Here is a 25,606-nt window from a genome sequence, read left to right as displayed (position 1 = left end):
CCTCGCTACGTCGACGACGGTGGGGTGAGCTGCGCGTCTACGACGACGTGCTCACCGACGCGCAGGTGGCCGAGCTGGCCGCGGACTGAGAGCTGGCCGCCGGCTAGGGAAGCACTGATCAATGGGCGAGTCCGGGTATCGCCGGTTGGCGGCCCGAGTGCCGTGTTTTGACGTCTGATTGCGGCTTTGGCTAGGTAGAATGCTGGTTGTGACTGAATCGCAGCCGAGCCTGTCCGAGGTCGAGTACGCCCAGCGCCGCCGGGTCCCGAAGCGAGAGGAGTTCCTGAACCGGATGGACGCGGTGGTCCCGTGGGCGGACTGGGTCAAGCTGATCGAGCCGCACTACTACAACAAGACCCGTGGACGGCGGCCGGTGCCGTTGGAGACGATGCTGCGGATGTACCTGCTGCAGGTGTGGTTCCACCTGTCCGACGAAGGCGTGGAAGACCAGATCAACGACTCGTATGCGATGCGCCAGTTCATGCGTTTGGACTTCGGCACCCAGCACGTTCCCGACGCCACGACCTTGCTGCACTTTCGGCACCTGCTGGAGAAGCACAAGCTGGGCGAGGCGATGTTCGCCTCGCTGAACGCCAGGCTGGAAGCCGACGGTCTGGTCATGCGGGGCGGCAGCATCGTGGACGCCACGATCATCGCCGCCCCGTCCTCGACGAAGAACGCCACCGGCACCCGGGATCCCGAGATGCGTCAGACGAGGAAGGGCAACCAGTGGTACTTCGGGATGAAGGCCCACGCGGGGGTCGATGCCGGGACGGGTCTGGTCCACTCGGTGAGCGTCACCGCGGCGAGCGTGCATGATCTGGACCAGATCACTCACCTTGTTCGGCCCGATGACCAGGTCGTCTACGCCGACGCTGGCTACCAGGGCGTCGCGAAACGCCCCGAGATTGTCGGCGACGACCACCTGTCACACGTCGAGTGGCGGATCGCTGCCCGCAAGGGCGTGTTGAAGGCGATGCACCCTCACGAGCAGCTACTGGAGTCCAGGAAGGCTTCCGTGCGGGCGAAAGTCGAGCACGTCTTCTTGATCGTGAAGCGCGACTTCGGGTTCACCAAGACCCGCTACCGCGGCCTGGCGAAGAACCTCCACCACCTCCAGGTCGCGATGGCCTCAGCGAACCTGCTGATGACGGCACGAGCCACCGTGATCCAGACCCGCCTCAACAACGCCATCCTGGCTGGGTAGTCCGGGCGGTAGCCTGCCCAAAAAACCGCCGGAAGGCCCCGAAACGGGGCCGGCAAGGCCGAAACGGACAGCCCAGGCTACCCTCCAGCACCCTTCCGACCGTCACAACCCCACCCGAACCGAGGTAGCGCCGATGATCAGCGCTTCCCTAGGAGCTGGCGCGGACGACGAGCCGGGGTGGGAGGTGCTTCCGCCCCGACTCGTCGCCGTGGATGGCCGCGACCAGGACGTCCACGCACGTGCCGCCCAGCTCCGTGAACGGCTGCGCCACCGTCGTCAGCGGAGGGGTGAAGTAGCCCGACCCGAGGGAGTCGTCATAGCCGACCACCCGGATGCGCGCGGGGACGTCGACACCGGCGTCGCGCAGTCCGGACAACAGGCCGAGGGCGGTGGCGTCGTTGCCGCAGAAGACGGCATCGGGCAGGTCGCCGTCGCCGAGGAGCACCTGGGCGGCGGCGTACCCGGATTCGGCCGACCAGTCCCCCACCCTGACGGCCGGGACGGGGAGGTCGGCGGCGCCGAGCGCCTCGCGCCAGCCCACCATGCGCTCGCGCGCGTCGAACCAGTCTAGTGGGCCGGAGATGTGCTCGATCCGGCGGCACCCCCGTGCGATGAGGTGCTCGGTGGCCAGCCGCCCCCCGAGACGCTGGTCCACCGAGACGACGCGGTAGCCCTCGCCCGGCGCCATGTCGGCGACCATGACGGTCGGGATGCCGGTGGAGTGCTCGCGGGCCAGGCGCGCCATGGCCTCGTGGGGTGCCACCACGGCGATCCCCTCGACGCCACGGTCCCGGAAGCCGCGGAACACGGCGGCGACCTCGTCGTCGGACGGGTTCTCCAGGGCCGCCACGAGTGTGGCGTAGCCGGCGCGCCGCGCCGCGACCTCGATGCCGGCCACCGTGTTGGACGGGCCGACGTAGCCGGCGCCGGTCCAGACGACGCCGAGGAGCGCCGTCTGCTGCGTGATGAGCGCGCGGGCCGCGAGGTTGCGGCTGTAGCCAAGGTCGCGCATCGCGGCCTCCACCCGCTCCCGCGTCGCGGGGCGCACCTGCTCCGGGCTGTTGAGGACCCGCGACACCGTCTGGTGGGACACTCCCGCCAGACGGGCCACCGCCATCATCCCCGGGGGCCGGCCGGTCGACCGGCCCCGCGGGGATGTCATGTCAGGCTCAGACGCCCTGGACGAGGCGATGGTAGGCCTGCTCGAGACGGCGCTCCTGCGCGAAGCCGCGCGTCGTGGTGTGCTCGTCGATGACCGCCAGCTCCATGCCGGCGATCTCGGCGAAGTCCTCCCACATCTCGCGGGTGGTGGCGGTCGACATCGCGGTGTGGTGCGCGGCGCCGGAGATCAGCCAGCACTCGGCCGAGGTCGCGAAGTCGGGAGCCGGCTCCCAGACGGCGCGGGCGACGGGCAGGTTCGGCAGCGGGGCGTCGGGCTCCACGTTGGTCACCACGTTCATGGTGAGGCGGAAGCGCTCGCGCATGTCCGCCATGGCGACGACGAGCGCCGGGCCCGGGTCCGCGTCGAAGACGAGGCGCACCGGGTCCTCGCGGTCCCCGATGCCGAGCGGGTGGATCTCCAGCCTCGGCTTGGCGGTCGTCAGCGAGGGGCACACCTCGAGCATGTGGGCGCCGAGGATCTTCTCCTTACCCGGGGTCATCTCGTAGCAGTAGTCCTCCATCAGGGACGCGCCGCCGGGCAGGCCGTAGCCCATCACCTTGGCGAGACGCACCAGGATGGCCGTCTTCCAGTCGCCCTCGGCGCCGAAGCCGTAGCCGGCGTCCATCAGACGCTGCACGGCCAGGCCCGGGAGCTGCTTGAGGCCGCCCAGGTCCTCGAAGTTGGTGGTGAAGGCGCCGAACTTGCCGGCCTCGAGGAAGCTGCGCAGGCCCAGCTCCTGCCGCGCGCCGTAGCGCAGGGCCTCGTGCCGGTCGCCGCCCTTGCGCAGCTCGGGCACGACGTCGTACAACTCCTCGTACTCGGCGACCAGCGCGTCGATGGCGGCGTCATCGACGGCGTCCACCGCGGCGACGAGGTCGTTGACGCCCCACGTGTTGACCGACACACCCAGCCGCAGCTCGGCCTCCGTCTTGTCACCCTCGGTGACGGCGACGTTGCGCATGTTGTCGCCGAAACGGGCGAGCTTCGTGTGGTGCAGCGCGTCCCAGCCGGCGGCCGCGCGGGCCCAGGTGCCGATCTTCTCCTGCACGACGGCGGTCGACGCGTGGCCGACGACGGTGCGGCGGGCCTTGCCCAGCCGCGAGGCGATGTAGGCGAACTCGCGGTCGCCGTGGGCGGACTGGTTGAGGTTCATGTAGTCCATGTCGATGGTGTCCCACGGCAGGCCCATCGAGGCCTGCGTGTGCAGGTGCAGCATCGGCTTGTCGAGGGCCGCCAGGCCGAGGATCCACATCTTGGCGGGCGAGAAGGTGTGCATCCAGGTGATGACACCGATGCAGGCGGGCTCAGCGTTGGCGGCGAGCATCTCCGTGCGGATGGCGTCGCGGTCCTTGAGCGTGGGGCGGTGCACGATCTTGACGGGGATGGCGTCGGCGCCGTCGAGGAGGGCGGCGACCTCGGCGGACTGCTGGGCGACCTGCTCCAGGGTCTCGGGGCCGTAGAGGTCCTGGGATCCGGTGAGGAACCAGATCTCCTTGCCGTCGAAGGGATTCTGCATGGGGTTCTCCTGAGGGATTGGGATCGTCGGCCCTTGTCATCCTCGGTGGCGACACGGCTTGATGTGAACGTTCACATCCTACGGCCAGACTGTGTGCGTGTCCATCCCACGACCCGTCCGCTGAGGTCGCGTGCCCGTTCGCTGAGGTCGCGCCCGACGGCGAAGCCGTCCGGGCGAGTCTTGAAGCCGACGCCACCCCGCTCGCTGAGGTCGCGCCCGACGGCAAAGCCGTCCGGGCGAGTCTCGAAGCCGACGCCACCCCGCTCGCTGAGGTCGCGCCCGACGGCAAAGCCGTCCGGGCGAGTCTCGAAACCGACGCCACCCCGCTCGCTGAGGTCGCGCCCCGGTGCGCAGCACCCGGGCGAGTCTCGAAGCCGACGCCACCCCGCTCGCTGAGGTCGCGCCCGACGGCAAAGCCGTCCGGGCGAGTCTCGAAGCCGACGCCACCCCGCTCGCTGAGGTCGCGCCCGACGGCAAAGCCGTCCGGGCGAGCCTCGAAGCCGACGCCGCAGGCGTCGATCCCCCGAGCGCAGCACGGATGGCAGCCTTGCTCGGGCTTCGGGGCGGTTGAGGGCGTTGATGGCGGAGTTCGACGGCGTGTCGTGCCGGTGGGGGTGCGGCGGTTCGTTGGCTGAGGTCGCGCCCACCCGTTCGCTGAGGTCGCGCCCGGTGCGGAGCACCCGGGCGAGTCTCGAAGCCGACGCCGCAGGCGTCGATCCCCCTCGCCAGGGCTCAGAAATTGTCAGTGGCCCCCGCAATAATAGGTCACATGAGCGACTTACGGGATCTCGGGCAGCGATACTTCGCCGCGATCTGGGACGCCGTCGGCACGCTCGACCGGGACGCGGCCAGGACTGTCGACCGGCTGGGCGGGCTGGTCGCCGCGGTCACCGAGGCCGAGGCGCAGCTCGCCGGTCTACGCCTCCATCTCCTGCATGAGGCGAAGTTGGTCGCGGCGGAGGCCGTGATCGACGGGGTGCGGCAGTCGGTGCGCACCACCCCCGCCCAGGCCACCGCATCGTTGCGGCTCGCGCAGGACCTGTGTGACCGCTTCCCGCTGATCGGAGCCGCGCTCAACGACGGCTCGATCTCGCTGCCCCAGGCCGACGCCATCGTCACAGGTCTGCGGAAACTGCCCGCCCGGCTGACCCGGGCGGAACTGACGCGCTGCGAGGAGGAGATCCTCGCCCACGTCGACACCCTCGGCCCGTCCGAGTTGCGGGTGTTGGCATCTCGTCTGGTGGAGATCATCGATCCGGATCAGGCCGATGTGGATGACGCGAAGCGTCTCGCCCGGGAGGAAACGGCGGCGCATCGGGGGCGGTTCCTGCGACTCGCGCCGGACTATCACGGATCGATGCGCATCACCGGACAGTTGCCCGTCTCCCACGCGGCCCTCCTCACCGCGCAACTGGATGCGTTGCTGCCCGACGCCTCCACCTACCTCGCCGCCGGTGAGACCCCGTCACGCGACGCCAGGCGCGCCGACGCGCTGGTCCTGCTGACCCAGAAGGCCGCCACCAGCGGAACGCTGCCTGCGCATGGTGGGGACAGGCCGCAGGTACACGTCACCCTCGACCTCGACACCCTCAAGCAGGGCCTCGGGAAGGCCTGCCTGATCGGTGCCGACGACGTCGACGGCCTGTCCGCCGGCGAGGTCCGACGCCTGGCGTGCGACGCCGGCATCATCCCCGTCGTCCTAGGCGGACCATCCCGACTGCTGGACGTGGGCCGCACCTACCGCACCTTCACACCCGGCCTGCGGGCCGCGATGATGCAGCGCGACGGTGGCTGCGCATTCCCCGGCTGCACCGCCACCCCGGCCTGCTGCGAAGCACACCACATCATCCCCTGGTGGCAGGGCGGCGACACCCGGCTCGGAAACGGGGTACTCCTCTGCCCGCACCATCACCGCCTGGTGGAGCCCGATCCTCTGCAGTCGGAGCAGTCGCAGTGGCGGGTGGATCTGGATCCGGTGACCGGGCTGCCGTGGTTCACCCCACCGCGACACATCGATCCCGCCAGACGCCCGCGGCAACACCGCCGCTTCCGACTCCAACAGATCCGCGCCGGGACACCACCCTGCCCAGACGACGACCCGCCCAACACGGACCCGCCTGACTCTCCCGACACCGCTCCGGCAGACCACCGGCCGGACCTGGACGACCTCATCCGCCGCTCCGCCGCCAACTGGGGCGACGGCACCTGACGACCCTTGGGGATCGACGCCTACGGCGTCGGCTTCGAGACTCGCCCGGGTGCTCCGCACCGGGCGCGACCTCAGCGTACGGGGAAGGCGTCGGCTTCGAGACTCGCCCGGGTGCTGCGCCGTCGGGCGCGACCTCAGCGAACGAGGTCGGCACGACCTCAGCGGACGGGTGGCGCGACCTCAACGTCGGTGGGGATTCCCGCGAGGGGGTGGGACGGTGGGGCGGCTGCGCGCAGTGATGCCCAACCCGACGATCACCCAACTGGCGTCCCGCCTAGACCAACCCGACCCAGGGCCGCCCCACCGGCACGCACCCGAACCCGCCCACGCCACCGTCGGAACCAGTGTGGGGAGACGGGAGCCGACGCTCGGGCGGCCTCGACTACTCAACCCCAGCCAGTCGGTCAGCCGAAGAGAACACCCGACCACCACGGCCGCCCGAGCGACGGGTCACGGCTCCCCGCACCTTCAGAGGATGGGGTCAAGGGATCGACGCCTACGGCGTCGGCTTCGAGACTCGCCCGGACGGCTCCGCCGTCGGGCGCGACCTCAGCGAACGGGAAGGCGTCGGCTTCGAGACTCGCCCGGGTGCTCCGCACCAGGCGCGACCTCAGCCAACGAGACTGGCGCGACCTCAGCGAACGGGGCGCCGCGACCTCAGCGAACGGGGCGCCGCGACCTCAGCGAACCGCTTCTGCCCGGCAGGCTCACGGAACCGGCGGGACGAGGTGGTCCTCGAGTCGGGTTCGCGTGACGTCGTCGAGCGGCGTCTTCCTGCCGTCGAGATCGGCACACACCAACACCGTGCGCCCGCGCACGGCCACGGCGCCACTGACCGGGTCGATGATCTCCGTCGCCAGGGTGATCGACGACGACCCGATCGCCACCGGCGCGACCAGCACCTCGTAGGGGTCCATGCGGTGGTCCATCTGAGCCAGGTAGTCGACGTCCTGCCGCGCAACGAGCCACAGGTGGCGACTCTCCCGCGACCCCGCCCGCGCCATCGTCGGATCCCACCTCGTGGTGGCCGTGATGCGGGCCTGCTGCACGTAGTCGAACACCTTGGCGTTGTTCACGTGCCCGTAGGCGTCGAGGTCAGTCCACCGCACGGGCAGCGGGACCCTGGTCCCCCGCCCGTCGAGGGCCGGCACCGCGACCTCCCGCAGCGGCTCGGCCGTCATGCGGTGACCGGCCAGGAACTCCCGATAGGCCGGGAGCAGCCGGGTCGGCGACTGCGCGTCGAAGTCGAACGGGCACAACAGGGTGCGGGCCCGTACCGCCGGCTCCCCCGCCTGCCGGATCTCGTAGGCGAGCACGATCCGGGCCGCGCCCAGCTCCGCGACTCCGAGCGTGACGTGGACGCCGTCATCGGAGTAGTCGATCGCGCGCCGGTACTCCACCTGGTGCGACACGACGACCACCCCGCTGTCCAGCAGGTCCGACGCCGGCCCGCTGCGCAGGAACGCGACGCGGGCCTCCTGCAGGTAGTCGACGATGACGGCGTTGTTGACGTGCCCCTGTGCGTCGAGGTCCGACCAGCGCAGGGGGCAGACGACGTCGAACACTCAGTCTCCCTGCGGGTACAGTGAGTTCACCAGATCCGCGTACTTCTCGGTGACGATCGAGCGCCGGATCTTCATGTTGGGCGTGACGCCGGAGTTGTCGACGGTGAGTTCGTGATCGAGGATCGCGAACTGCTTGACGGTCTCCCAGCGCTCGAGCTTGCCGTTGACGCGCTGCATCCAGCGCTCGATCGACGCCCGGATCTCGGGGCGCTGCGACAGTTCGGCGTAGCTGAGGTTCCCGAGATCGTGTTTGTCGGCCCACTTCTGCAGGAGGACCGGGTCGAGGACCACCAGCGCGGAGACGTACTTGCGGCCCTCGCCGATCGCGATCGACTGTGCCACGTACGGAATATTGGCCTGGATGGCGCTCTCGACCTTCTGCGGGGCGACGAACTTTCCGCCGGAGGTCTTGAACAGGTCCTTCTTCCGGTCGGTGATGCGCAGGTGCCCCGACGGGAGGATCTCGGCGATGTCGCCCGTGTGGTACCAGCCGTCGGAGTCGATGGCCTCGGCCGTCTCGTCTGGCAGGTTGTGGTAGCCGGGGGTGATGATCGGGCCGCGCAGGAGCAGTTCGCCGTCGTCGGCCAGCTTCGTCTCGATGCCGGGGAGGATGGGGCCGATGGTGCCGAAGTGGGGGTCGCGCGGGAGGTCGACGGCCGCGATGGCGCTCGTCTCGGTGGCGCCGTAGCCTTCGACGATGAGGATCCCGGCCCCGTAGAACCACTGCTGGACCTGCGGCGAGAGCTTCGCCGCCCCCGAGATCATGAACTTGATGTTGCCGCCCAGCTTCCCCTTGAGCTTGGAGAAGACCAGCTTGTCGGCGATCTTGTACTGCACCGCGAGCGCGCCGCTCAGCGGGCGACCGGCGAGGCGGTCGTCGATCGACTTGTAGCCCACCGAGAACGCCCAGCGGGCGATCTTGCCCTTGAGGCCGGTGGAGCCCGTCATGACGGCGGCGCGCACCTTCTCGAAGATCCGCGGCGCCCCGCACATGAACGACGGCTTCACCACGCCGAGGTTCTCGACGATCTTGTCGATGCGCCCGTCGACGGCGGAGGCGAAGCCGTAGTCGAGCTGGGCCGCGATGAGCGCCTTGCCGAATACATGGCTGAGGGGCAGCCAGAGGTACTGCAGCTCGTCGGGACCGATGATGTCGAGGTACTTGGTGGCCGCGCCCTCGTACACCCAGGAGATGTGGTTGAGCCGAACACCCTTGGGGCGCCCCGTCGTGCCCGAGGTGTAGATCAGCGTCGACAGGGAGTCCCGCGACGTCCTCGCGATCGCCTTGTCCACGGCGTCGGGATGCTCTTCGAGGTAGCGTTCGCCGGCCTCCTTGAGGTGCTGGAACGAGATGATCCGGTCGTCGAGGGTGAGGCCCGTGGTGTCGAACACGACGATGGTGTGGATCTGGTCGTCGAATTCGGGAGTGTCGGTGATCTTCGCCACCTGCTGCGCGTCCTCGGCGACGAAAATCACAGAGCCGGAGTCCTTGACGATGAAGTGCAGGTCACCGGCCTGCGTGTTGGGGTAGACGGTCGTCGTCGCGCCGGCAGCCAGCGCGATGGCGAGGTCGGTGAGGATCCACTCGACGCGGGTGTTGGAGCAGATCGCCACGCGCTGCTCGTCGGTCAGGCCGCGCGCCAGCAGCCCGGCCGCCAGCCGGTCGACGACGTCGCCCGTCTCGCGCCAGGTCATCTTCGCCCAGGCGGTGGGGCCGTCGGCGGACGCCTCCGGGTACATGAAGGCCAGCTTGTCCGGCGTCGCCTCGACGCGCCGCCTGAACATGTGACCGACGTTGTCAGCCGCCTTTTCCAGGATCTCTTCCCTAATGCCCACAGTGCGGGTCCCTTCTCGACGTTTGGCCCAGCCTATCCGCGTCCACGCCTCCGAGGGTAGGGATCGCACGCGGACACCCACCGAAATACTTGAATGGTAAACAATCTGCTAGACTGGCGCCATGTCCGAACCAGTGCACGGCTGGCTCACCGAGAGCCAACAGCGCGTCTGGCGCAGCTACCTGCTGGCCAAGACGCATATCGACGAGTACCTCGACGAGGCGCTCAACCAGTTCGGCCTGAGCCTGGCGGAGTACGAGCTACTCGTGCGGCTCTCCGAGTCGCCCGACCACACCATCCGCATGGGCGAGTTGGCGGCCTCCGTCGGCCACTCCCGCTCCCGCCTGACGCACACTATCAAGCGCATGGAGCAGGCGGGCTACGTGACCCGTGTGTCGTGCGCGTCCGATGGTCGCGGCGTCCAGGCGGTGATGACGGAGTCGGGATACGAACTGCTGAAGCGGGCCGCTCCCGCCCACGTGGACTCGGTGCGCCGCGTCTTCGTCGACGCCATCGCGCCCGAGGACTACGCGGCGCTTGGGCGGGCGATGGCGGCGGTGCTGGCGGTGGCAGACTAGGGCGGGTGACGACCACCACCGCGCCCCACGCACAGCTGCTCGCCCGACTCGGGGACCTCGCGGAGATCGTCGACACCTCAACACTCACCCGCGCCCTGTATTCGAGCGATGCCTCGCTCTACCGCGTCGAGCCGCAGGCCGTGGCCTACCCGCGGACCACCGACGAGCTCGTCTCCCTGGTGCGCGCCGCCCTCGAGACCGGCACCCCCATCACCGCACGCGGCGCCGGCACGTCCTGCGCCGGCAACGCCGTCGGCCCCGGGCTGGTCATCGACGTCGCCCGGCACCTCCACCACATCCACTCGATCGACCCGGAAACCCGCACCGCCGTGATCGACCCCGGGGTGGTGCAGGAGCAGCTACAGGCGGCGGCCCGCCCCCATGGGCTGCGGCTCGGGCCGGACCCGTCGACGTCGAACCGCTGCACCGTCGGCGGCATGATCGGCAACAACGCCTGCGGCCCCCGCGCCCTGGGCTATGGCCGCATGGCCGACAACGTCGTGTCGCTCGACGTCATCACCGGCACCGGCGAGCTCATGACGCTCGGCGTCGACGACCATCCAGAGCTGCGTTCCCTGGTCGCGGCCAACCTCGGCGTCATCCGCACGGAGTTCGGCCGCTTCACTCGACAGGTGTCCGGTTACTCGCTGGAGCACCTGCTGCCCGAACAGCGTTTCGACCTGCCGAAGTTCTTCGCCGGCACCGAGGGGACGCTCGGCGTCATCCTACGGGCCACGGTCCGGCTGGTGGCTGACGCCCCCCAGCGCACGATGGTCGCGCTCGGCTACCCGACGATGGCCGACGCCGGTGACGACATCGCCAACCTGCTGCGGTTCCGGCCTACCGCCTGCGAGGGGCTCGACCGACGCATCGTCGACGTCGTGACGGAGAAGTTCGGCGCCGCGTCCGTGCCCACCCTCCCCGCGGGCGACGGCTGGATGTTCCTCGAGGTCGTGGGCGACGACGCCGCCGAGGTCCGCGGCCGGGCGGACGCGCTGGTCGCGGCGGCACGCGCCACCGAGGGCTGGGTCGTCGACGACACCGCGCGCGCGGCCCAGCTGTGGAAGATCCGCGCCGACGGCGCCGGCCTGGCGGGCGTCAGCCTCGACAAGCCCGCGTACGGCGGCTGGGAGGACGCGGCGGTGCCGCCCGAGCACCTCGGCTCCTACCTGCGCGCCTTCGACGACCTGCTGGAGCGCTACGGGCTGCACGGCCTGCCCTACGGACACTTCGGCGACGGCTGCGTCCACTGCCGCATCGACTTCCCCCTCGACCAGCCCGACGGCGCGGCGCGCTACAAGGCGTTCGTCGAAGACGCGGCCCGGCTCGTCGCCGGCTTCGGGGGGTCCATGTCCGGCGAGCACGGCGACGGCCGGGCGCGCTCCGCGCTGCTCCCCCACATGTACTCTCAGGCCGCGCTGGACCTCTTCGCCAGCGTCAAGCACCTCTTCGACCCGCGCAACCTCCTCAACCCCGGCGTGCTCGTCGACCCGGCCCCGGTCGAGCAGGACCTCAGGATGATCGCGGCGAGCCGCTCCCCGCTGAACCTCACCGATCCCGAGTTCGTGGAGGCCGTCCACCAGTGCAGTGGCGTGGGCAAGTGCCTCGCGAACACCACGTCCGCCGGCGGCGTGATGTGCCCGAGCTTCCAGGCCACCCGCGAGGAGAAGGACTCGACGCGCGGCCGGGCCCGCGCACTGCAGGAGATGGTCAACGGCTCCCTGATCTCGGAAGGCTGGCGCTCCCCGGAGGTGCACGCGGCGCTCGACCTGTGCCTGTCGTGCAAGGGCTGCGCCCGCGACTGCCCCACCGGCATCGACATGGCCGCCTACAAGGCACGCGTCACGCACGAGCGCTACAAGGGCCGCCTCCGGCCCCGCAACCACTACGCCCTGGGATGGCTGCCGCGCTGGGGCCGGCTCATCACCGCGGTCCCCGGACTCGGATCGCTCATCAACGTCGTCGGCTCCGCGCCGGTCCTGGGCCGGCTGCTGCGGTGGGGCGCTGGCGTAGACGCCCGGCGGCAGATCCCGCGCTTCGCGAACCGCAGCGCCCGAGCCCGCTTCCGTGCGGCAGACCTCCCCGGCTCCGGGGCGAAGGGCCGCGTGCTGATCTGGGTCGACTCGTTCTCCGACTGCTTCGAGTCCACCTCCTTCGCCGCCATGGTCCAGGTGCTCGTCCGGCTGGGCTACGACCCGGAGGTGCTGAGCGACGACGCCTGCTGCGGCCTCACCTGGATCTCGACGGGGCAGCTCGACGGCGCCCGCCGCCAGCTGACCGGGGCGGCGGCCGTGCTGGCGCCCTACGTGCGCGACGGGATCCCGATCGTCGGGGTGGAGCCCTCCTGCACCGCGGTGTGGCGCAGCGACGCTCCCGAGCTCCTGCCCGACGACGCCAATGTGCGCGCCCTCGACGGCGCCGTCCTCACCCTGGCCGAGTTCCTGTCCAAGGACCCAGACTTCGTGGCGCCGGACCTCACCGGCCACACGATCGTGGCTCAGCCGCACTGCCACCATGCGTCCGTGATCGGCTGGGCGAAGGACCGGGCGATCCTGGAGTCGACCGGCGCGACGCTCGTCGCCGTCGGCGGCTGCTGCGGGCTGGCCGGCAACTTCGGGGTCGAACGCGGGCATCACGACGTGAGCGTGGCGGTGTTCGAGCACGACCTGGGGCCCGCCGTCGCGGCGCATCCCGACGCCATCGTGCTGGCCGACGGCTTCAGCTGCCAGACTCAGCTGACGTCGCTGGCGGGTCGCGCCTCGATGTCGCTGGCGGAGTTGCTCGCCACCCACTGACCGCCGGCGTGACGTATCTCACACCAGTCGCGTCACGAGCCCCGAAATGGGGGGCGTTCGACCGGCTGCTGTGAGTTGTGTCACGGGGGTTATCCACAACTGCTCGGTAGCCCTCGTCCGCGACCCGCTGTCGAGCGTGCAATGTCCCCATGGACGAGCGTCTCAGTCACCTCCTCGCCACGGCGGGGGCCATCCATGCCGGCACTCACCGCGAGCTCCGAGAGCGCATTCGCCGGGCCGTCGCGCGTGGAGAGCTGATGCGCCTGCTCCCCGGCGTCTACGGGGCGGATGACTCGTTCCTGTCGCGGGTCGCCGCGCTGCGGCTCTGGGACCCCGACGCGGTCCTCACCGGCGCCACGGCCGCCCAGGTGACGTGGTGGCCGGAGTTCCGCGATGATTCCGTCAGCGCTTCCACCCGCCGCCAGATGGCGACATATCCGGGCTATGACGTGCACAGGTGGGAGATCCCGGCCGATCTCATCCTCGAGGTGGAGGGGCACCGGGTGGTGTACCCGTCCTTGAGCGTTCTCCAGCTCATCCCCCGGCTTGGGCCTACGTGCATCGACGAGGCGCTGCGCCGGCGCGCCACGTCGATCGCGGCGCTCCACGACGCGCTGCGATCGACGCCAGGCCGACCCGGCAACCCGGAGTGCCTGCGGCACCTGCGAATCTCACGGGACGAGCCGTGGTCGCACCTGGAGCGCCAGGCTCACCAGATCCTCCGCCGCGCCGGGTTCACCGGGTGGCGCGCCAACCACCGCCTGACGCTGCCGTCGGGAGTCGTCTACCTGGACATCGCCTTCCTGCGGTGGCGGGTCGCCGTCGAGGTGGACGGCTTCAGCTACCACTCCGACCCCGCCACCTTCCACTCCGACCGGCGGCGGGACGTCGAACTGCAGTTGGCGGGCTGGCGGGTGTTGCGCTTCACGGCCGAGACGCTGCCGGGCATGCCCGAGGCGCTGCGCCGCATCCTGCGCGAGGCCGAGCGGCGCGGGGCGTGACGAACCTCACAGCAGTCGCGTCTCTTGGCCCCGAATCGGGGCGATTCGTCCGGCTGCTGTGAGTTGTGTCACGCCACCGGAAAACGCGTGTGGCGCGCATGCAACCGCACGGCGCCATGCGGGCGTATGAAGGGTGTCAGAACACCACCCGAGCAGCAAAGGACACCGCAGTGGACGAGGCACAGTTCGACCGGTTCTACGCGACCTCGTTCACCCGACTCGTCGGCCAGGTCTACGCGATGTGCGGCAACCTCACCGAGGCGCAGGACTGCGTCCAGGAGGCGTTCATCCGGGCCTGGGACCGCCGGAAGAAACTCGACATCACCCAGAGCCCGGAGGCGTGGGTCCGCACGACGGCCTACCGGCTCGCGGTGAGCCGCTGGCGTCGGGCCACGCGGGCGCTGCGCCCGCCCGATCGCGCGCTCCAACCGATGCCGACCCCCGAGGAACCCGGTATCGAGCGCGTCGCGCTCGCCCGGGCCCTCGCCCAACTCCCCGAACCACAACGGCGGGCCATCGTGCTCTACCACCTGTGCGACCTGTCCGTCGGCGAGATCGCCGACGAGGTCGGCTCCCCCGCCGGAACCGTCAAGGCTCGCCTCGCCCGAGGCCGCCACGCCCTCGCCCGTCTCCTCTCCACCGATATGGAGGCCCGTCATGCCTGAGCCGATCCGCCCCCTCGATGATCTGGCCGCCGAAGCCAAGGAGGTCCCCATGCTCCCCGCCCACGAGATCCGTCGCCGCGGCGATCGCCGCCGCACCGTCCGCCGGGTCGCCACCGGCTTTGCCGCCGCGGCGATCGCCGCCGGCGTCGGCACGGGCGTGTGGGCCGTCGCGCCCTACATGGACGGGCTCCGCGGTCCTCAATGGGCCAACACCGCGGTCCCCTCCCCGGCGCCGACCACCGAGACCGACAGCCCTTCCCCCGAGCCGAGCGTGGAGCCCACGCCCACCGCCGCACCCCAGCCGACGGTGGCCCCCGTGGACCCGCCGACCTGGGCCAATGTGCCGACCGTCGAGCAGATGTACCCGTACGGCTCCTCCCCCCTGCTGGGGGTGCTGTCCGAGAGCGACGCGATGGGCGAGTCCGCCAAGGGCCTCTGCGACCGCGGCGAATGGGGCAGCCCAACCACCACCCTGGTCCGCTCGTTCGGGATCGAAGGAGAGCTGCCCACCTACGCGATCGTGCTGGGCTACGCCGACGAGGCCGCCGCCTCCGACGGCTTCGACCAGATCCACACCTCCGCCGTCGAGTGCGAAGCCACCATGACGGCGGCCGGGTGGGACCGGGTGAGCATCGCGGAGGACACCCGGCTGCCGTTCGACGCCTCGACCGTCGACGCCTCCCCCGCCCGCGCGTCCTACTTCTTCGGGATGGCCGTCAAGGAGGGCGAGGACATCGGGGTCTTCAACGACACACTGGTGATGCAGGCCGGTGAGCGGGTCGTGTGGCTCGTCAGCACCTTCGAGGGCATGGACAACAACTGCTCAGTGCTGCCCAACGACGACGCGGGCCAGTGCTCCTTCGCCAAGTCGATGCCGGAGATCCTGGAGCTGCTCGTCAAGTAGTGCCGGAACGCGCCGAGGGCCGCTCTCCCCAGATGGGAGGGCGGCCCTCGGCGTTGCTGTCGGCGGGTGCGTCAGCGGGTCAGGCGGCGGTGCTTCGACCGGTGCGGCCTGGCCGCCTCCGGGCCGAGGCGCTCCACCTTGTTGACCTCGTAGTCCGCGTAGTTGCCCTCGAACCAGAACCACTGCGGAACCCCGTCCTCATCCTCGCCCTCCCAGGCGAGCATGTGGGTGGCGACACGGTCCAGGAACCACCGGTCATGGGAGATCACGACGGCGCAGCCGGGGAAGTCGAGCAGCGCGTCCTCGAGGCTCGAGAGGGTCTCGACGTCGAGGTCGTTGGTGGGCTCGTCGAGTAGCAGGACGTTGCCGCCCTGCTTGAGCGTGAGCGCCAGGTTCAGGCGGTTGCGCTCGCCGCCCGACAGGACGCCGGCCTTCTTCTGCTGATCCGGACCCTTGAACCCGAACGACGCGACGTAGGCGCGCGAGGGCATCTCGAAGCTGCCGACCTTGATGTAGTCGAGGCCGTCGGAGACGACCTGCCACACGTTGGCCTCCGGATCGATCCCGGAGCGGTTCTGGTCGACGTAGCTGAAGGAGACGGTGTCGCCGATCCGCACGGAGCCGGAGTCGGGCTCCTCCTGGCCGGTGATGGTCTTGAACAGCGTCGTCTTGCCGACGCCGTTGGGGCCGATGATGCCGACGATGCCCGCCCGGGGCAGCGTGAACGACAGCTCCTTGATGAGCACGCGGTCCCCGAAGCCCTTGGTGAGCTTGTTGACCTCGAGCACCACGCTGCCGAGGCGCGGCCCGGCCGGGATGTTGATCTCGGCGGTGTCGATCTTGCGGTTGCGCTCGGCCTCGGCCGCAAGCTCTTCGTAGCGCTGGAGACGTGCCTTGTTCTTCGCCTGGCGTGCCTTGGGCGACGAGCGCACCCACTCGAGTTCCTTCTCGAGGATCTTGGCGCGCTTGGCGTCCTTCTTGCCCTCGATCTGGAGGCGGGCACGCTTGGTCTCGAGGTAGGTCGAGTAGTTGCCCTCGTAGGGGTGCAGCTTGCCGCGGTCGACCTCGCAGATCCACTGGGCGACGTTGTCGAGGAAGTACCGGTCGTGCGTGACGGCGAGCACGGCGCCGGGGTAGCTCTTGAGGTGGCCCTCGAGCCAGTTGACGCTCTCCGCGTCGAGGTGGTTGGTGGGCTCGTCGAGCAGCAGCAGGTCGGGCTGCTGGAGCAGCAGCTTCGTCAGCGCCACACGGCGCCGCTCGCCGCCGGACAGCACGTCCACCACCGCGTCGGCCGGCGGGCACTGGAGGGCGTCCATGGCCTGCTCGAGGCGCGCGTCGATGTCCCACGCCTCGTGGGCGTCGAGGAAGGTCTGCAGGTCCCCCATCTCGGCCATCAGCGCGTCGAAGTCGGCGTCCGGCTCGGCCATCTCCATGCCGATGGCCTCGAAACGGGCCATCTTCGCCTTGATCTCGGCGACGGCCTCCTCGACGTTCTCCTGCACCGTCTTGCCCTCGGTCAGCGGCGGCTCCTGCAACAGGATCCCGACGCTGGCGCCCTTCGCGAGCGCGGCGTCGCCGTTGTTGGGGCGATCGAGCCCGGCCATGAGCTTGAGCAGGGTGGACTTACCCGCGCCGTTGGGCCCGACGACGCCGATCTTGGCGCCCGGGTAGAACGAGAGGGTGACGTTGTCGAGAATGACCTTGTCTCCCACCGCCTTACGCACGTTGTGCATGGTGTAGATGAACTCAGCCAAGGTGAGGCTCCCTTTCAGCGTGGACCGCGTGCCAGTATGCCAGCTATCCCGCGTGGGCCCCGAGTCGTGGGCCGGCGGTCAGCGCAGGCGGTCGAGCGCGGCGCGCGCCGCGTCGTGCCGGGCGACCTCCGCGCGGGCCGGGGCGAGCACGCGTTCCTCCGCCACCTCGGCGACTGCTGACTCCAGCCGCTTACGCGCCCGCCGGGCGGCGGCGCCGGCCGCGGCAGAGATCACCAGCCGCGACAGACCCGACACGAGCAGCCCCGCCACCACGCCGCCCGCCACGAGGAGGGTCGGCACCGGGACCCGCAGCCCGTCCTCCGGGCCGAGCGGGAACATCGGGAGCACGCCCAGGCCGAAGTAGCCGAGGACGGCGTTGAGAGTGAGCCAGCCCAGGCCGACCACGACGACGGCGATGAGCAGCCACTGGATCACCCGCACCAGCGTCCACCAGGCCGGCGATCGGTCCGCGGGGAGTTCCGTCTCGACGATGGCGCGGTCCAGGCGGTCGCCGAGCGTCGGCTCGGCCTCGCGCACCCCGGCCGCGACGGCGTCGCGCCAGGGTCCGGGGAGGTCGTCGCCGAGTTCGGCGGTCACGGCCCGCAGGGCGCTCGACAGCTGCGAGTGCGCCGCGGCCGAGCGGGCCGGGAGCGAGCTGTGTCTGAGGCCCGGGGCCTCGAGTTCGGGTCGGCGGCCCAGCCCGAGGCGCTGCAGGGGGTCCGGGCGCAGCTTCGCCAGCCAGGACACCACCGGCCATCCGGTGGCGAGCGTGCCGCGGTGACGCACGGAGTCGCGGACGGCGTCGACGACCACGGGGACCCCGGCGGCGCCGGCGAGCCTGCGCGTGAGGTCGTCGACGACCCGACGGTCGGCGCCCGATCCGCGGGCGGGGCCGACGTGCCGGTCCAGTTCGGCCGCGAGGACCGTGACGTCGGCCGCCAGCCGGGTGGAGGCGGCGCGCTTCCCGGCGGCGAGCCGGCTGAGGTGCCGGCGCAGCTCGGCGACCCCCTCCCCCGTCACGGCGCTGGTCGCCAGCAGCGGCACGCCCGTGAGCCCGTCGTCGTCGAGGAGGCGCCGGATGTGCGCGAGGCACTGGGACAGTTCCGCGGCGGTGAGCCGGTCGGCCTGGTTGAGCACGACGGTGATCACCTCGCGATGCTCGGCGAGGGGCCGCAGGTAGCGCTGGTGGAGGGCGGCGTCGGCGTACTTCTGCGGGTCGAGCACCCACACGAACTGGTCGACGACCCGCACCAGACGGTCCACCTCCTCGCGGTGCGCTGTCGCGGTGGAGTCGTGGTCGGGCAGGTCGAGCAGGACGAGGTCGGTCATGTCCGGTTCGGGCGGGGCGACCTCGTGGCGCCGCGGGACCCCGAGGAAGTCGAGCAGGTCGGCGTTGGTGGCAGTGAAACTGGCGGCCAGCGTCGTCGCGGTCGTCGGCCGTCGCGGCCCCTGCTCGGCGAGGCGGGTGCCGGTGAGGGCGTTGAACAGCGACGACTTGCCCGATCCGGTCGCACCGGCGAGCGCCACCACGGTCTGCGGACCGACCGCCAGGCGCCGGTTCGACCTGGCCAGGACATCGTCGACCTTCCCGGCCAGCGCGTCGGGAATGCGCCCGTCGACGAGGTCGGCGGCGGCGCGCAGGCGTTCGAGGCGTTCCAGGACACCCACCATGTCAGTCCATCCCCACGGGCTTGGTCAGGTCGTCGAAGGCGTCGCGCGCGGCGGAGCGAAGGGCCACCCGGGAGGCCTCGATCCGGGCCGGGGCCTCGTCGTCGACGGCGAGGGCGCCGAGCACGTCGGTGAACCGCGACAGCTCAGCGGCCAGTACGCCGTCGACGCGGGCGGACAGTTCTGCGCGCGCCTGCTGCGCGAGCCTCCGGACCGCGTCCTCGCCGAAGACGGCCTCGAGCAGGCGCTGGGCCAGCACCGAGGCGCCGGCCGCGATCCCCACCTCCGCGCCGATGAGCCCGCCCGTGAGCGAGAACGCGTAGATCATCAGCGCGGCGCCCACGGCGTTGGTGCCGAGCGCGAGGAACCGGGCGCGCATGCGCTTGCCCCGGCCCTGCTCCTCGACCAGGCGCAGGACGTCGCTCTGCCACGCGCGGATGGCGTCCTCCGCGGCCTGCTCGAAGCCCGGCGACGGGACGGCCAGGCCGGGTTCGGCGGCGAGGATGTCGCGCCCCCACCGCGTGTGCGACCACGCGGCGGCCGTTCCCTCGGCCGCCCGCTCGCCCGCGTCCCGCAGCACGGCCGCGAGCCCGTCGGAGATCGCGACCTCCACGGCCTCGATGCGCTGGTCGCCGGTGAACCACCCCGAGATGCGGTCGCGGAGCGCGCTGATCCGCTGCTCCACCGAGCGCATGAACTCACCGGTGCCGACGAGGTCCTGCCACCGGGCGAGGATCTCGCCGCGCAGCAGGGTGCCGTCGCCCGTGGCGCGGTCCACCGCGTCGGCGGCCTCGCGGTGGGCGCGCGCGGCGTCGTCGTGGAGTTCGGACAGGGCCTCTTGCTGCCGCCGCATGCCGTCGGCCAGCTCCTGGAGTTCCCCGTCGAGGCTGCGGACGGTGCCGGCGAGAGTCTGTACCGCGACCTGCGAGCGTGCCTCGGTCTGCGACGCCAACGCGACCAGCCACTGGCGGATCCCGGCGACGTCCCCCAGGGGAAGCAGCCCGTCGTCGGGCAGGGCCCGCTCCACGATGGCGAACAGCTTGGCGGCCGCGAGGCCCCGCTCGGCCAGCATCTGCGCGAGATGACCGGCCACCTCGTCGACGGCGCCGGGCGGGCAGCGGTTGATGACGACGCTGACGACGGTGTTGCGCTCCGCGGCGGTGGCCAGGTAGTCCCACGGCACGGCGTCGGCGTAGCGGGCGGCGGACGTCACGAACAGCCACAGGTCGGCGGCGAGGAGCAGCTGCCGGGCGAGCGTCCGGTTGGCGTCGTCGACGGAGTCGATGTCGGGCGCGTCGAGGACGGCGAGGCCAGGTGGCAGGTCGGGGAAGGTGACGATGTGCAGGGCGCGGGAGTCGTGCAGTTGCGTGTCGGTCCGCACCAGCCCGGGCAGGACGTTGTCGCTGCGGAACCACTCCTCGTCGTCGGGGTGGCAGACGAGGACCGGCGACTTCGTCGTAGGTCGCAGCACCCCGGGCCTGGTGACCTGGGCGCGCAGCAGCGAGTTGACCAGCGTGGACTTTCCGGCGCCGGTCGAGCCGCCGACGACGGCGAGCAGCGGCGCGTCCAGCCGCTCGGCGCGGGGCATCAGATGGTCGCGCAGCTGCTGACCGAGCGTGACGGTGAGGGTCCGGAGGCGGTCCGCGCCGTAGAGCGGCAGTGGGAACTGGGCGGTGGTCAGCGCACCGTCGAGCTGCCGGAACGCGGCGGCGAGGTTCTGGGCTCCGCTCATCTCGGCCAGTTCCCTCCGACGCCGGCCGGGCCGGGCGTTTGTGGCGGTGGGTAGTCGGACGTCAGTGGGCCGGGGGTCGCGCCGCCGGGCAGCGGCCGTCGGCGCAGCGGCCAACGCTCGATGAGCCGTAGGCCCTCGGTGTCGGTGAGGGCACGGCCGCGCAGCCCGTCGATGTCGTGGATGAGTTCGCGGGCGCGCTCGTCGCCGGTCTGGTCGACGGTGCCGCGCGTCATGGCGTCGCGCAGGTACGCCAGCTCCGTCACGCGGCGCAGGAGTGTCGCGGTGCGCCACCACACGCGGGGGCCGCGGAACAGTGCGAACCACAGCAGCTTCACCCGGCGCAGCGGGCCGCCGAACACGACGACGTCGCGCTCGCTGAGCCACCCGGCGCGCTGGTAGTCGGTCAGGCGGGCCCGGATGAGCTGCCCGTTGCCGACGACGCTGACGATCAGGGAGATGACGATGACCCCGACCAGGCCCAGGGCGAGGTACCAGGCCCGCTGCAGCTGGTCCATCGGGTTGGTCGACGCCAGGCCGTTGAAGAGCATGTGGCCCGCGCCGGCCAGCAGGAATCCGGCCAGCGGCGCCAGCACCCGCACCAGTCGGCTGCGCGCCCCGAGCCCGATCACCAGCCCGGAGGCCGTCATGAGCGTGAAGAGCGGATGCCCGAAGGAGGTGTAGACGCCGCGCAGCAGCACCAGCTCCATCATGGTGGCGTCCGGGTCGGCGATCGAGATGTCATGCGTGGCCTGCATCCAGACGCGGGCGTAGTAGATGATGTTCTCGACGAAGGCGAAGCCGACGGCCGACAGTCCCGCCAACGCCACCATGGACAGCCGCGACACGATCCGGCCCCGCATGAGGATCACCAGCAGGACGAGGATCGTCGCCTTCGCCAGCTCCTCGATGAACGGTGCGGAGAAGACAGCCGCGCGCGACCCCGTGTCCGAGTTCGCCTCCGTGGTGGCCATCATCTCGGCCGCCCACGAGTTCACGTGCAGCGACACCCAGGTGCTGACCGCGGCGCCCCACAGGAAGGTCAGCACCCACACGACGGGCTGCTGCGCCCGGAAGCGGTCCAGCCAGATGAACAGCGCCGAGTACGCCAGCGCGGTCCACATCGCCCAGAACGCGGCCCGGCGGAACGCCTCGTCGGTGATGCCCAGCGTCTCGGTCCCGTCGGGGAACGTCTGCGGCGGGTGCAGGATCCAGTACTGAGCGATGAGGAAGTACACGGAGGCCGGAACGATGACCAGCGCGAGCCAGAACACGGGGCTGGCCACCATGCGCCGGTACCAGGGCCCGGTGCGGGCCACGGGCAGGGCGTTGAGCCGTCGTCGCCGCGTGGCCATCTCCGCTGTCGTCATGATGGCGCCCAGCGTACCGTCAGGCCGTCGCGGCGAGGCGGTCTCGCCTAGGGTGTGCGCATGGAGAGCTTCTTCGACGCCACGACCACCTGGGACCGGCTCGACGGGTCGCTGCACGTCTACGTCGTCCCCGACGAGGACGTCACGGACCGCCTGGCGGACCTCCAGTCGCGGCTCGACGGCGTGCCGGATCTCCCCGTCATGCCGCGGGCATGGCTGCACTTCACCGTCAACCGCCTCGCGCAGTACGACGAGATCGGCAACCGCGAGATCACCCGCCTCGCCGACGCGCTGACCGTCGAGCTCGCCGGGGTGCCGGCCTTCGACCTCAGGGTCGGGCCCCCGCAGGTGCACGAGCGCGCGGTCGAATGCGTCGGCGAGTCGACGCCGGGGTGGGAGGCGCTCGTCGACGGGGTGCGGCGCGCCGCGCTCGGCACCTTCGGCGGCACCATGCCCGACCGGCCGTACGCCCCGCACGTGACCCTCGCCTACGCCACCGGCGACGTGCCGGACCGGGAGATCCGAGCCCGGCTGGAGGGCTCCCCCGAGGTGGGGACGATGCGGGTGGAGACAGCACACCTCATGTCGGTGACGATGCGCCCGGAGCTGGGGTGGTTCGATTTCGTCGAGCTGGCGAACTGGTCCCTCGCCTGAGAAGGAGATCCGTCCGCGGCGCCCCAGGCAGGACTCGAACCTGCGACCGGCTGATTAGAAGTCAGATGCTCTATCCGCTGAGCTACAGGGGCCGACGATCGCCCAGTGTACCGACGTCGACCGCGGGGTCGCGAGCCGCCGGCGGCGGTTGGGCGGCGCCGCAGTCTCACCCCTAGATTGGGCACCATGAGTGAGAACCTGGTGTGGGTGGACTGCGAGATGACCGGCCTGAATCTGGCGGTCGATGCGCTGATCGAGGTGGCCGTCCTCGTCACCGACGGTGACCTCAACGTCCTCGGCGAGGGCGTCGACCTGCTCATCCGCCCCACCGAGGAGCAGCTCGCGCAGATGGACGACTTCGTCCGCGACATGCACACCCGGTCCGGCCTGCTCGACGTCCTGCATGAGGGGATGACCATGGCGGAGGCGACGGACCAGGTGATGGAGTACGTCCGGAGCCTCGTCCCGGTCGCGCGGAAGGCCCCGCTCGCGGGCAACACGATCGGGACCGACCGGGCCTTCCTGGCCCGCGACATGCCGGAGTTCGAGAGCTGGGTGCACTACCGCAACGTCGACGTGTCGTCGGTCAAGGAGCTGGCCCGGCGCTGGTACCCCAAGGCCCTCTATCAGGCCCCCACCAAGTCCGGCACGCACCGCGCGCTGTCCGACATCCAGGAGTCTATCGAGGAGCTGCGCTACTACCGCGAGGCCGTCTTCCTCCCCCCGCCGGGACTCACCACCGCCCAGCTGCGCGAGATCGCCGCGCGTCACCGCGGCACCGTCACGGGGAACGGCGACGCCACCGCCCGGTGAATTTCCCTCACCATCGGCGCGTACGCTATTGTTTCCCAGTCGCTTGAGGGCGACGTCATGGTGGGTATAGCTCAGCTGGTAGAGCACCTGGTTGTGGTCCAGGAAGTCGCGGGTTCAAGTCCCGTTACTCACCCCACCGCGGCCAGGTTGGAACTTTCGACCAAGGGTCCACCCTTGGAGGAAGTTCCAACCTGGCCGGCCCTTCGTGCCGTGGCAGCCCACGTCAACGCATCAGCCTGTAGTACGGCGTCACCGACCGCCGTGTAGGGCTTCTGGTAGGCCACGCGGATGTCGTTGTCCTCATCGACGTAGATCGCCTGGAACAGCGCCTGGTTGCACAGTCTCCGGTTCGCGTTGTCGGCATTGGCGTAAATGTCGGAGGCGTTGGACAGTAACTCCAGTGAGTCATCAAGGTTCGCCCGCGCTTCCGCGTACTGGCCGTGGTGCGCCGCGATGCGGTGCGCGATGGTCTCCAGCGAGCTGGTGATGCGGTCTTGCTCCCTCTTGAGGAGATCGAGCGGAATCGCTCCCGCATAGTGGGCTTGGAGCAGCTTCTCTTGTTCGCCCTCCAGTTGCGTCCGGCGGGACGCGAGGTCTGCCAGCTCGACGGCACCCTCGGACATCATCTGGTCGAACTTGGTGTGCAGCATCGAGGACAAGGCTTGTCGGGTCTCACTGTCAATCTGTACGTGGTCGTAGAGACGTTCGACGAGGTGCTCGATGTGTTCGATCATCATCGCTTGCCGTGTGCAGTCGCCCCGGCCGCCGTGACGGCTGGCGCACACGAAATATGGGTAGATGACACCCTGGCCGTTCTTGGCCTTCGACACGAGCAACCGTGAACCGCACTGCCCGCAGAACAGAGTCCCTTTCAGGTAATGGTCATGGATCTGAGTCGCATCTGCCGCTGTCCGATGGGTACCGAGCACTGTCTGCACCTGGTACCAGACTTCCTTGGGCACGATCGCCTCATGGAGCCCCGGATAGGAGACGCCCTGGTACCGGACGCTGCCCTTGTAGTAAGGGTTGGTCAGCATCCGATGTACCGATGACTTTGCGATGGGCCGGCACGGACGCCGTGGCGTTGCCGGCGCGGTCAAGCCGCGGGCGACCAGTTCCTGGTGGAGCTGGCTCGTCGTCCAGTCTCCGGTGGCGAACACCTGGAACGCCCACCGCACCAGGGCAGCGCGCTCCTCGTCGATCTCGACAGTGCGTATCTCTCGCCCGTAGTCGTCGCGGACACCGACGTTGCGGTACCCGATGGGCGCCTTCGTCACCGTGCCTCCCTGCGCTGCCTTCTGTGACAGCCCCTTGATGACCTCGGTGGCGAGGTTGCGGGAGTAGAACTCGGCGATCGACGACATGATGCCATGCAGCAACATGCCCGAGGGGGTCTCGTCGATGTTCTCGGTGGCTGACACGAGCGTGACGCCCGCGTCTTTGAGGGCCAGGTGGATCGTCACGTCGTCGGCGCGGTTGCGAGCGAGCCGATCGACCTTGTGGACGATGCAGTAGTTCGTCTTGTGCCTGGTGACGTACTGGATCATCCGCATCAACTCGGGACGATCGGCCTTCCGTGCGGACTCACCAGCATCTACGAACTCCTCGACGATCATCGCGCCGAGCTGGTCGGCCTTGCGCTGGTTGGCCTCGCGTTGAGCTGGGATGGAGAAGCCTTCGGCGTTGCCGCCCCTCTCCGCCTGCTCCTTGGTGGATACCCGCAAGTAGGAAACGGCGATACCGCGGGCCAGCGGTACCGGAGCTACCAGGCTGTCTATCGCGGTTCGGTCCGCGTCGATGATCGTCATGGCTCTTCTCCACAGTCATTGGTCCTGTCTCCGGCCGCGGACTGAAATGCCGGTGGGTGCTGATCGTGAGAAGAGCCCGAAGGCTGTAGGACTAGGCCGAGTCGGCCACGTTCGCGTTGCCACGTCTCAAGGACGAAGCGCTAGGACCACTGTCGGCGGACACGGAAAAATGCCCAGTGACGGTCATGTAGTTGCCCGCTGGCGGTCATGAAATCTGCCCGGTGGTGGCCATGGGATCTGCCCGACACGACATCCGTTGCCTGGCCGCGTCCGCGGTCGGCGTCCCTTCCTCGAGTGCGATGAGTGGTGCTGAAGCACTGTTCGTCACCCGGGGAAGGGACATCTTGAAGTCTGCCGAGGAAATCATGGAAAT

Annotated in this window: 19 protein-coding genes and 2 tRNA genes; 11 read left to right on the top strand and 10 right to left on the bottom strand. The window is 70.2% G+C overall.

Annotation, left to right across the window (positions count from 1 at the left end; genetic code table 11):
* Positions 1–208: 208 nt before the first annotated feature.
* Complete coding sequence (locus ACFQPD_RS13375; protein ID WP_385901257.1) at positions 209–1,207, top strand: IS5 family transposase; 999 nt, start codon at positions 209–211, stop codon at positions 1,205–1,207.
* Positions 1,208–1,355: 148 nt separating this feature from the next.
* On the opposite strand, the gene ACFQPD_RS13370 is transcribed toward ACFQPD_RS13375, so the two are convergent.
* Both ACFQPD_RS13370 and araA read right to left on the bottom strand, forming a co-directional pair.
* Positions 1,356–2,369, bottom strand: coding sequence for a LacI family DNA-binding transcriptional regulator (locus tag ACFQPD_RS13370; protein ID WP_385901255.1), 1,014 nt, complete (start codon positions 2,367–2,369; stop codon positions 1,356–1,358).
* A 7-nt stretch (positions 2,370–2,376) separates the two neighbouring features.
* Positions 2,377–3,885 (bottom strand): L-arabinose isomerase, encoded by a 1,509-nt coding sequence (gene araA / locus ACFQPD_RS13365; protein WP_385901253.1) that lies wholly within the window; start codon positions 3,883–3,885, stop codon positions 2,377–2,379.
* 346 nt (positions 3,886–4,231) lie between these two features.
* On the opposite strand from araA, the gene ACFQPD_RS13360 reads away from it, so the two are divergent.
* Positions 4,232–4,456, top strand: coding sequence for a hypothetical protein (locus ACFQPD_RS13360; protein ID WP_385901252.1), 225 nt, complete (start codon positions 4,232–4,234; stop codon positions 4,454–4,456).
* Between the two features lie 198 nt (positions 4,457–4,654).
* Positions 4,655–6,094 carry a DUF222 domain-containing protein gene (locus tag ACFQPD_RS13355; RefSeq protein ID WP_385901251.1) on the top strand — a complete coding sequence of 480 codons (1,440 nt, stop codon included), beginning with the start codon at positions 4,655–4,657 and terminating at the stop codon, positions 6,092–6,094.
* A gap of 707 nt (positions 6,095–6,801) precedes the next feature.
* Here ACFQPD_RS13355 and ACFQPD_RS13350 read toward each other — a convergent pair.
* Both ACFQPD_RS13350 and ACFQPD_RS13345 read right to left on the bottom strand, forming a co-directional pair.
* The gene (locus ACFQPD_RS13350; RefSeq protein ID WP_385901250.1) at positions 6,802–7,659 is read right to left on the bottom strand and encodes an acyl-CoA thioesterase; all 858 of its coding nucleotides are present in this window, start codon (positions 7,657–7,659) and stop codon (positions 6,802–6,804) included.
* Positions 7,660–9,444: an AMP-dependent synthetase/ligase gene (locus ACFQPD_RS13345; protein ID WP_385901248.1), complete on the bottom strand. Its 1,785-nt coding sequence runs from the start codon at positions 9,442–9,444 to the stop codon at positions 7,660–7,662. It lies immediately after the preceding gene.
* 172 nt (positions 9,445–9,616) lie between these two features.
* On the opposite strand from ACFQPD_RS13345, the gene ACFQPD_RS13340 reads away from it, so the two are divergent.
* From ACFQPD_RS13340 to ACFQPD_RS13320, 5 genes are all read left to right on the top strand, one after another.
* Complete coding sequence (locus ACFQPD_RS13340) at positions 9,617–10,072, top strand: MarR family winged helix-turn-helix transcriptional regulator (RefSeq protein WP_068750949.1); 456 nt, start codon at positions 9,617–9,619, stop codon at positions 10,070–10,072.
* Positions 10,073–10,077: 5 nt separating this feature from the next.
* A complete protein-coding gene (locus ACFQPD_RS13335) occupies positions 10,078–12,867 on the top strand; it encodes an FAD-binding and (Fe-S)-binding domain-containing protein (RefSeq protein WP_385901247.1) in 2,790 nt (929 codons plus the stop codon).
* Positions 12,868–13,016: 149 nt separating this feature from the next.
* Positions 13,017–13,868, top strand: a complete 852-nt coding sequence (locus ACFQPD_RS13330; protein WP_385901246.1) for an endonuclease domain-containing protein — start codon at positions 13,017–13,019, stop codon at positions 13,866–13,868.
* 170 nt (positions 13,869–14,038) lie between these two features.
* On the top strand, positions 14,039–14,533 hold the full coding sequence (locus tag ACFQPD_RS13325; protein ID WP_385901245.1) for an RNA polymerase sigma factor: 495 nt from the start codon (positions 14,039–14,041) through the stop codon (positions 14,531–14,533).
* On the top strand, positions 14,526–15,437 hold the full coding sequence (locus ACFQPD_RS13320) for a hypothetical protein (RefSeq protein WP_385901244.1): 912 nt from the start codon (positions 14,526–14,528) through the stop codon (positions 15,435–15,437). Before ACFQPD_RS13325 ends, ACFQPD_RS13320 begins: the two co-directional genes overlap by 8 nt.
* Positions 15,438–15,508: 71 nt before the next feature.
* On the opposite strand, the gene ettA is transcribed toward ACFQPD_RS13320, so the two are convergent.
* The 4 genes from ettA to ACFQPD_RS13300 form a co-directional block, all read right to left on the bottom strand.
* Positions 15,509–17,191 (bottom strand): energy-dependent translational throttle protein EttA, encoded by a 1,683-nt coding sequence (gene ettA, locus ACFQPD_RS13315; protein ID WP_068750941.1) that lies wholly within the window; start codon positions 17,189–17,191, stop codon positions 15,509–15,511.
* A gap of 78 nt (positions 17,192–17,269) precedes the next feature.
* A complete protein-coding gene (locus tag ACFQPD_RS13310; RefSeq protein ID WP_385901242.1) occupies positions 17,270–18,862 on the bottom strand; it encodes a GTPase in 1,593 nt (530 codons plus the stop codon).
* Position 18,863: 1 nt separating this feature from the next.
* Entirely contained in the window at positions 18,864–20,591 is a 1,728-nt protein-coding gene (locus ACFQPD_RS13305; RefSeq protein ID WP_385901241.1) for an ABC transporter, read from the bottom strand.
* Complete coding sequence (locus ACFQPD_RS13300) at positions 20,588–21,958, bottom strand: PrsW family intramembrane metalloprotease (protein ID WP_385901239.1); 1,371 nt, start codon at positions 21,956–21,958, stop codon at positions 20,588–20,590. The genes ACFQPD_RS13305 and ACFQPD_RS13300 overlap by 4 nt, the downstream gene beginning before the upstream one ends.
* Before the next feature lie 60 nt (positions 21,959–22,018).
* Here ACFQPD_RS13300 and ACFQPD_RS13295 point away from each other — a divergent pair, with 60 nt between their 5' ends.
* Positions 22,019–22,612 (top strand): 2'-5' RNA ligase family protein, encoded by a 594-nt coding sequence (locus tag ACFQPD_RS13295; protein WP_068750935.1) that lies wholly within the window; start codon positions 22,019–22,021, stop codon positions 22,610–22,612.
* A gap of 19 nt (positions 22,613–22,631) precedes the next feature.
* On the opposite strand, the gene ACFQPD_RS13290 is transcribed toward ACFQPD_RS13295, so the two are convergent.
* Positions 22,632–22,704: transfer RNA gene (locus ACFQPD_RS13290), tRNA-Arg, on the bottom strand.
* Between the two features lie 94 nt (positions 22,705–22,798).
* Between ACFQPD_RS13290 and orn the strand changes: the two genes are divergently transcribed.
* Entirely contained in the window at positions 22,799–23,425 is a 627-nt protein-coding gene (gene orn, locus ACFQPD_RS13285) for an oligoribonuclease (protein WP_385901238.1), read from the top strand.
* A gap of 60 nt (positions 23,426–23,485) precedes the next feature.
* Positions 23,486–23,561 (top strand) — tRNA-His (locus ACFQPD_RS13280).
* Here ACFQPD_RS13280 and ACFQPD_RS13275 read toward each other — a convergent pair.
* Positions 23,554–25,233 carry a recombinase family protein gene (locus ACFQPD_RS13275; protein WP_385901236.1) on the bottom strand — a complete coding sequence of 560 codons (1,680 nt, stop codon included), beginning with the start codon at positions 25,231–25,233 and terminating at the stop codon, positions 23,554–23,556. The two genes, ACFQPD_RS13280 and ACFQPD_RS13275, sit on opposite strands and share 8 nt — an antisense overlap.
* Positions 25,234–25,606: the final 373 nt, after the last annotated feature.

The organism is Tessaracoccus sp. O5.2 (assembly GCF_964266725.1).
In the GTDB taxonomy this organism is placed as follows: domain Bacteria; phylum Actinomycetota; class Actinomycetes; order Propionibacteriales; family Propionibacteriaceae; genus Arachnia; species Arachnia lapidicapta.
This window is presented reverse-complemented; position numbering and strand designations above follow the sequence as displayed.

Coding starts and splice junctions, on each gene's coding strand:
- ACFQPD_RS13305 (WP_385901241.1), bottom strand. CDS start 20,591: ATGAGCGGAGCCCAGAACCTCGCCGCCGCGTTCCGGCAGCTCGACGGT.
- ACFQPD_RS13310 (WP_385901242.1), bottom strand. CDS start 18,862: ATGGTGGGTGTCCTGGAACGCCTCGAACGCCTGCGCGCCGCCGCCGAC.
- ACFQPD_RS13370 (WP_385901255.1), bottom strand. CDS start 2,369: ATGACATCCCCGCGGGGCCGGTCGACCGGCCGGCCCCCGGGGATGATG.
- ACFQPD_RS13340 (WP_068750949.1), top strand. CDS start 9,617: ATGTCCGAACCAGTGCACGGCTGGCTCACCGAGAGCCAACAGCGCGTC.
- ACFQPD_RS13330 (WP_385901246.1), top strand. CDS start 13,017: ATGGACGAGCGTCTCAGTCACCTCCTCGCCACGGCGGGGGCCATCCAT.
- ACFQPD_RS13320 (WP_385901244.1), top strand. CDS start 14,526: ATGCCTGAGCCGATCCGCCCCCTCGATGATCTGGCCGCCGAAGCCAAG.
- ACFQPD_RS13345 (WP_385901248.1), bottom strand. CDS start 9,444: ATGTTCAGGCGGCGCGTCGAGGCGACGCCGGACAAGCTGGCCTTCATG.
- ACFQPD_RS13275 (WP_385901236.1), bottom strand. CDS start 25,233: ATGACGATCATCGACGCGGACCGAACCGCGATAGACAGCCTGGTAGCT.
- araA (WP_385901253.1), bottom strand. CDS start 3,885: ATGCAGAATCCCTTCGACGGCAAGGAGATCTGGTTCCTCACCGGATCC.
- ACFQPD_RS13295 (WP_068750935.1), top strand. CDS start 22,019: ATGGAGAGCTTCTTCGACGCCACGACCACCTGGGACCGGCTCGACGGG.
- ACFQPD_RS13355 (WP_385901251.1), top strand. CDS start 4,655: ATGAGCGACTTACGGGATCTCGGGCAGCGATACTTCGCCGCGATCTGG.
- orn (WP_385901238.1), top strand. CDS start 22,799: ATGAGTGAGAACCTGGTGTGGGTGGACTGCGAGATGACCGGCCTGAAT.
- ACFQPD_RS13300 (WP_385901239.1), bottom strand. CDS start 21,958: ATGACGACAGCGGAGATGGCCACGCGGCGACGACGGCTCAACGCCCTG.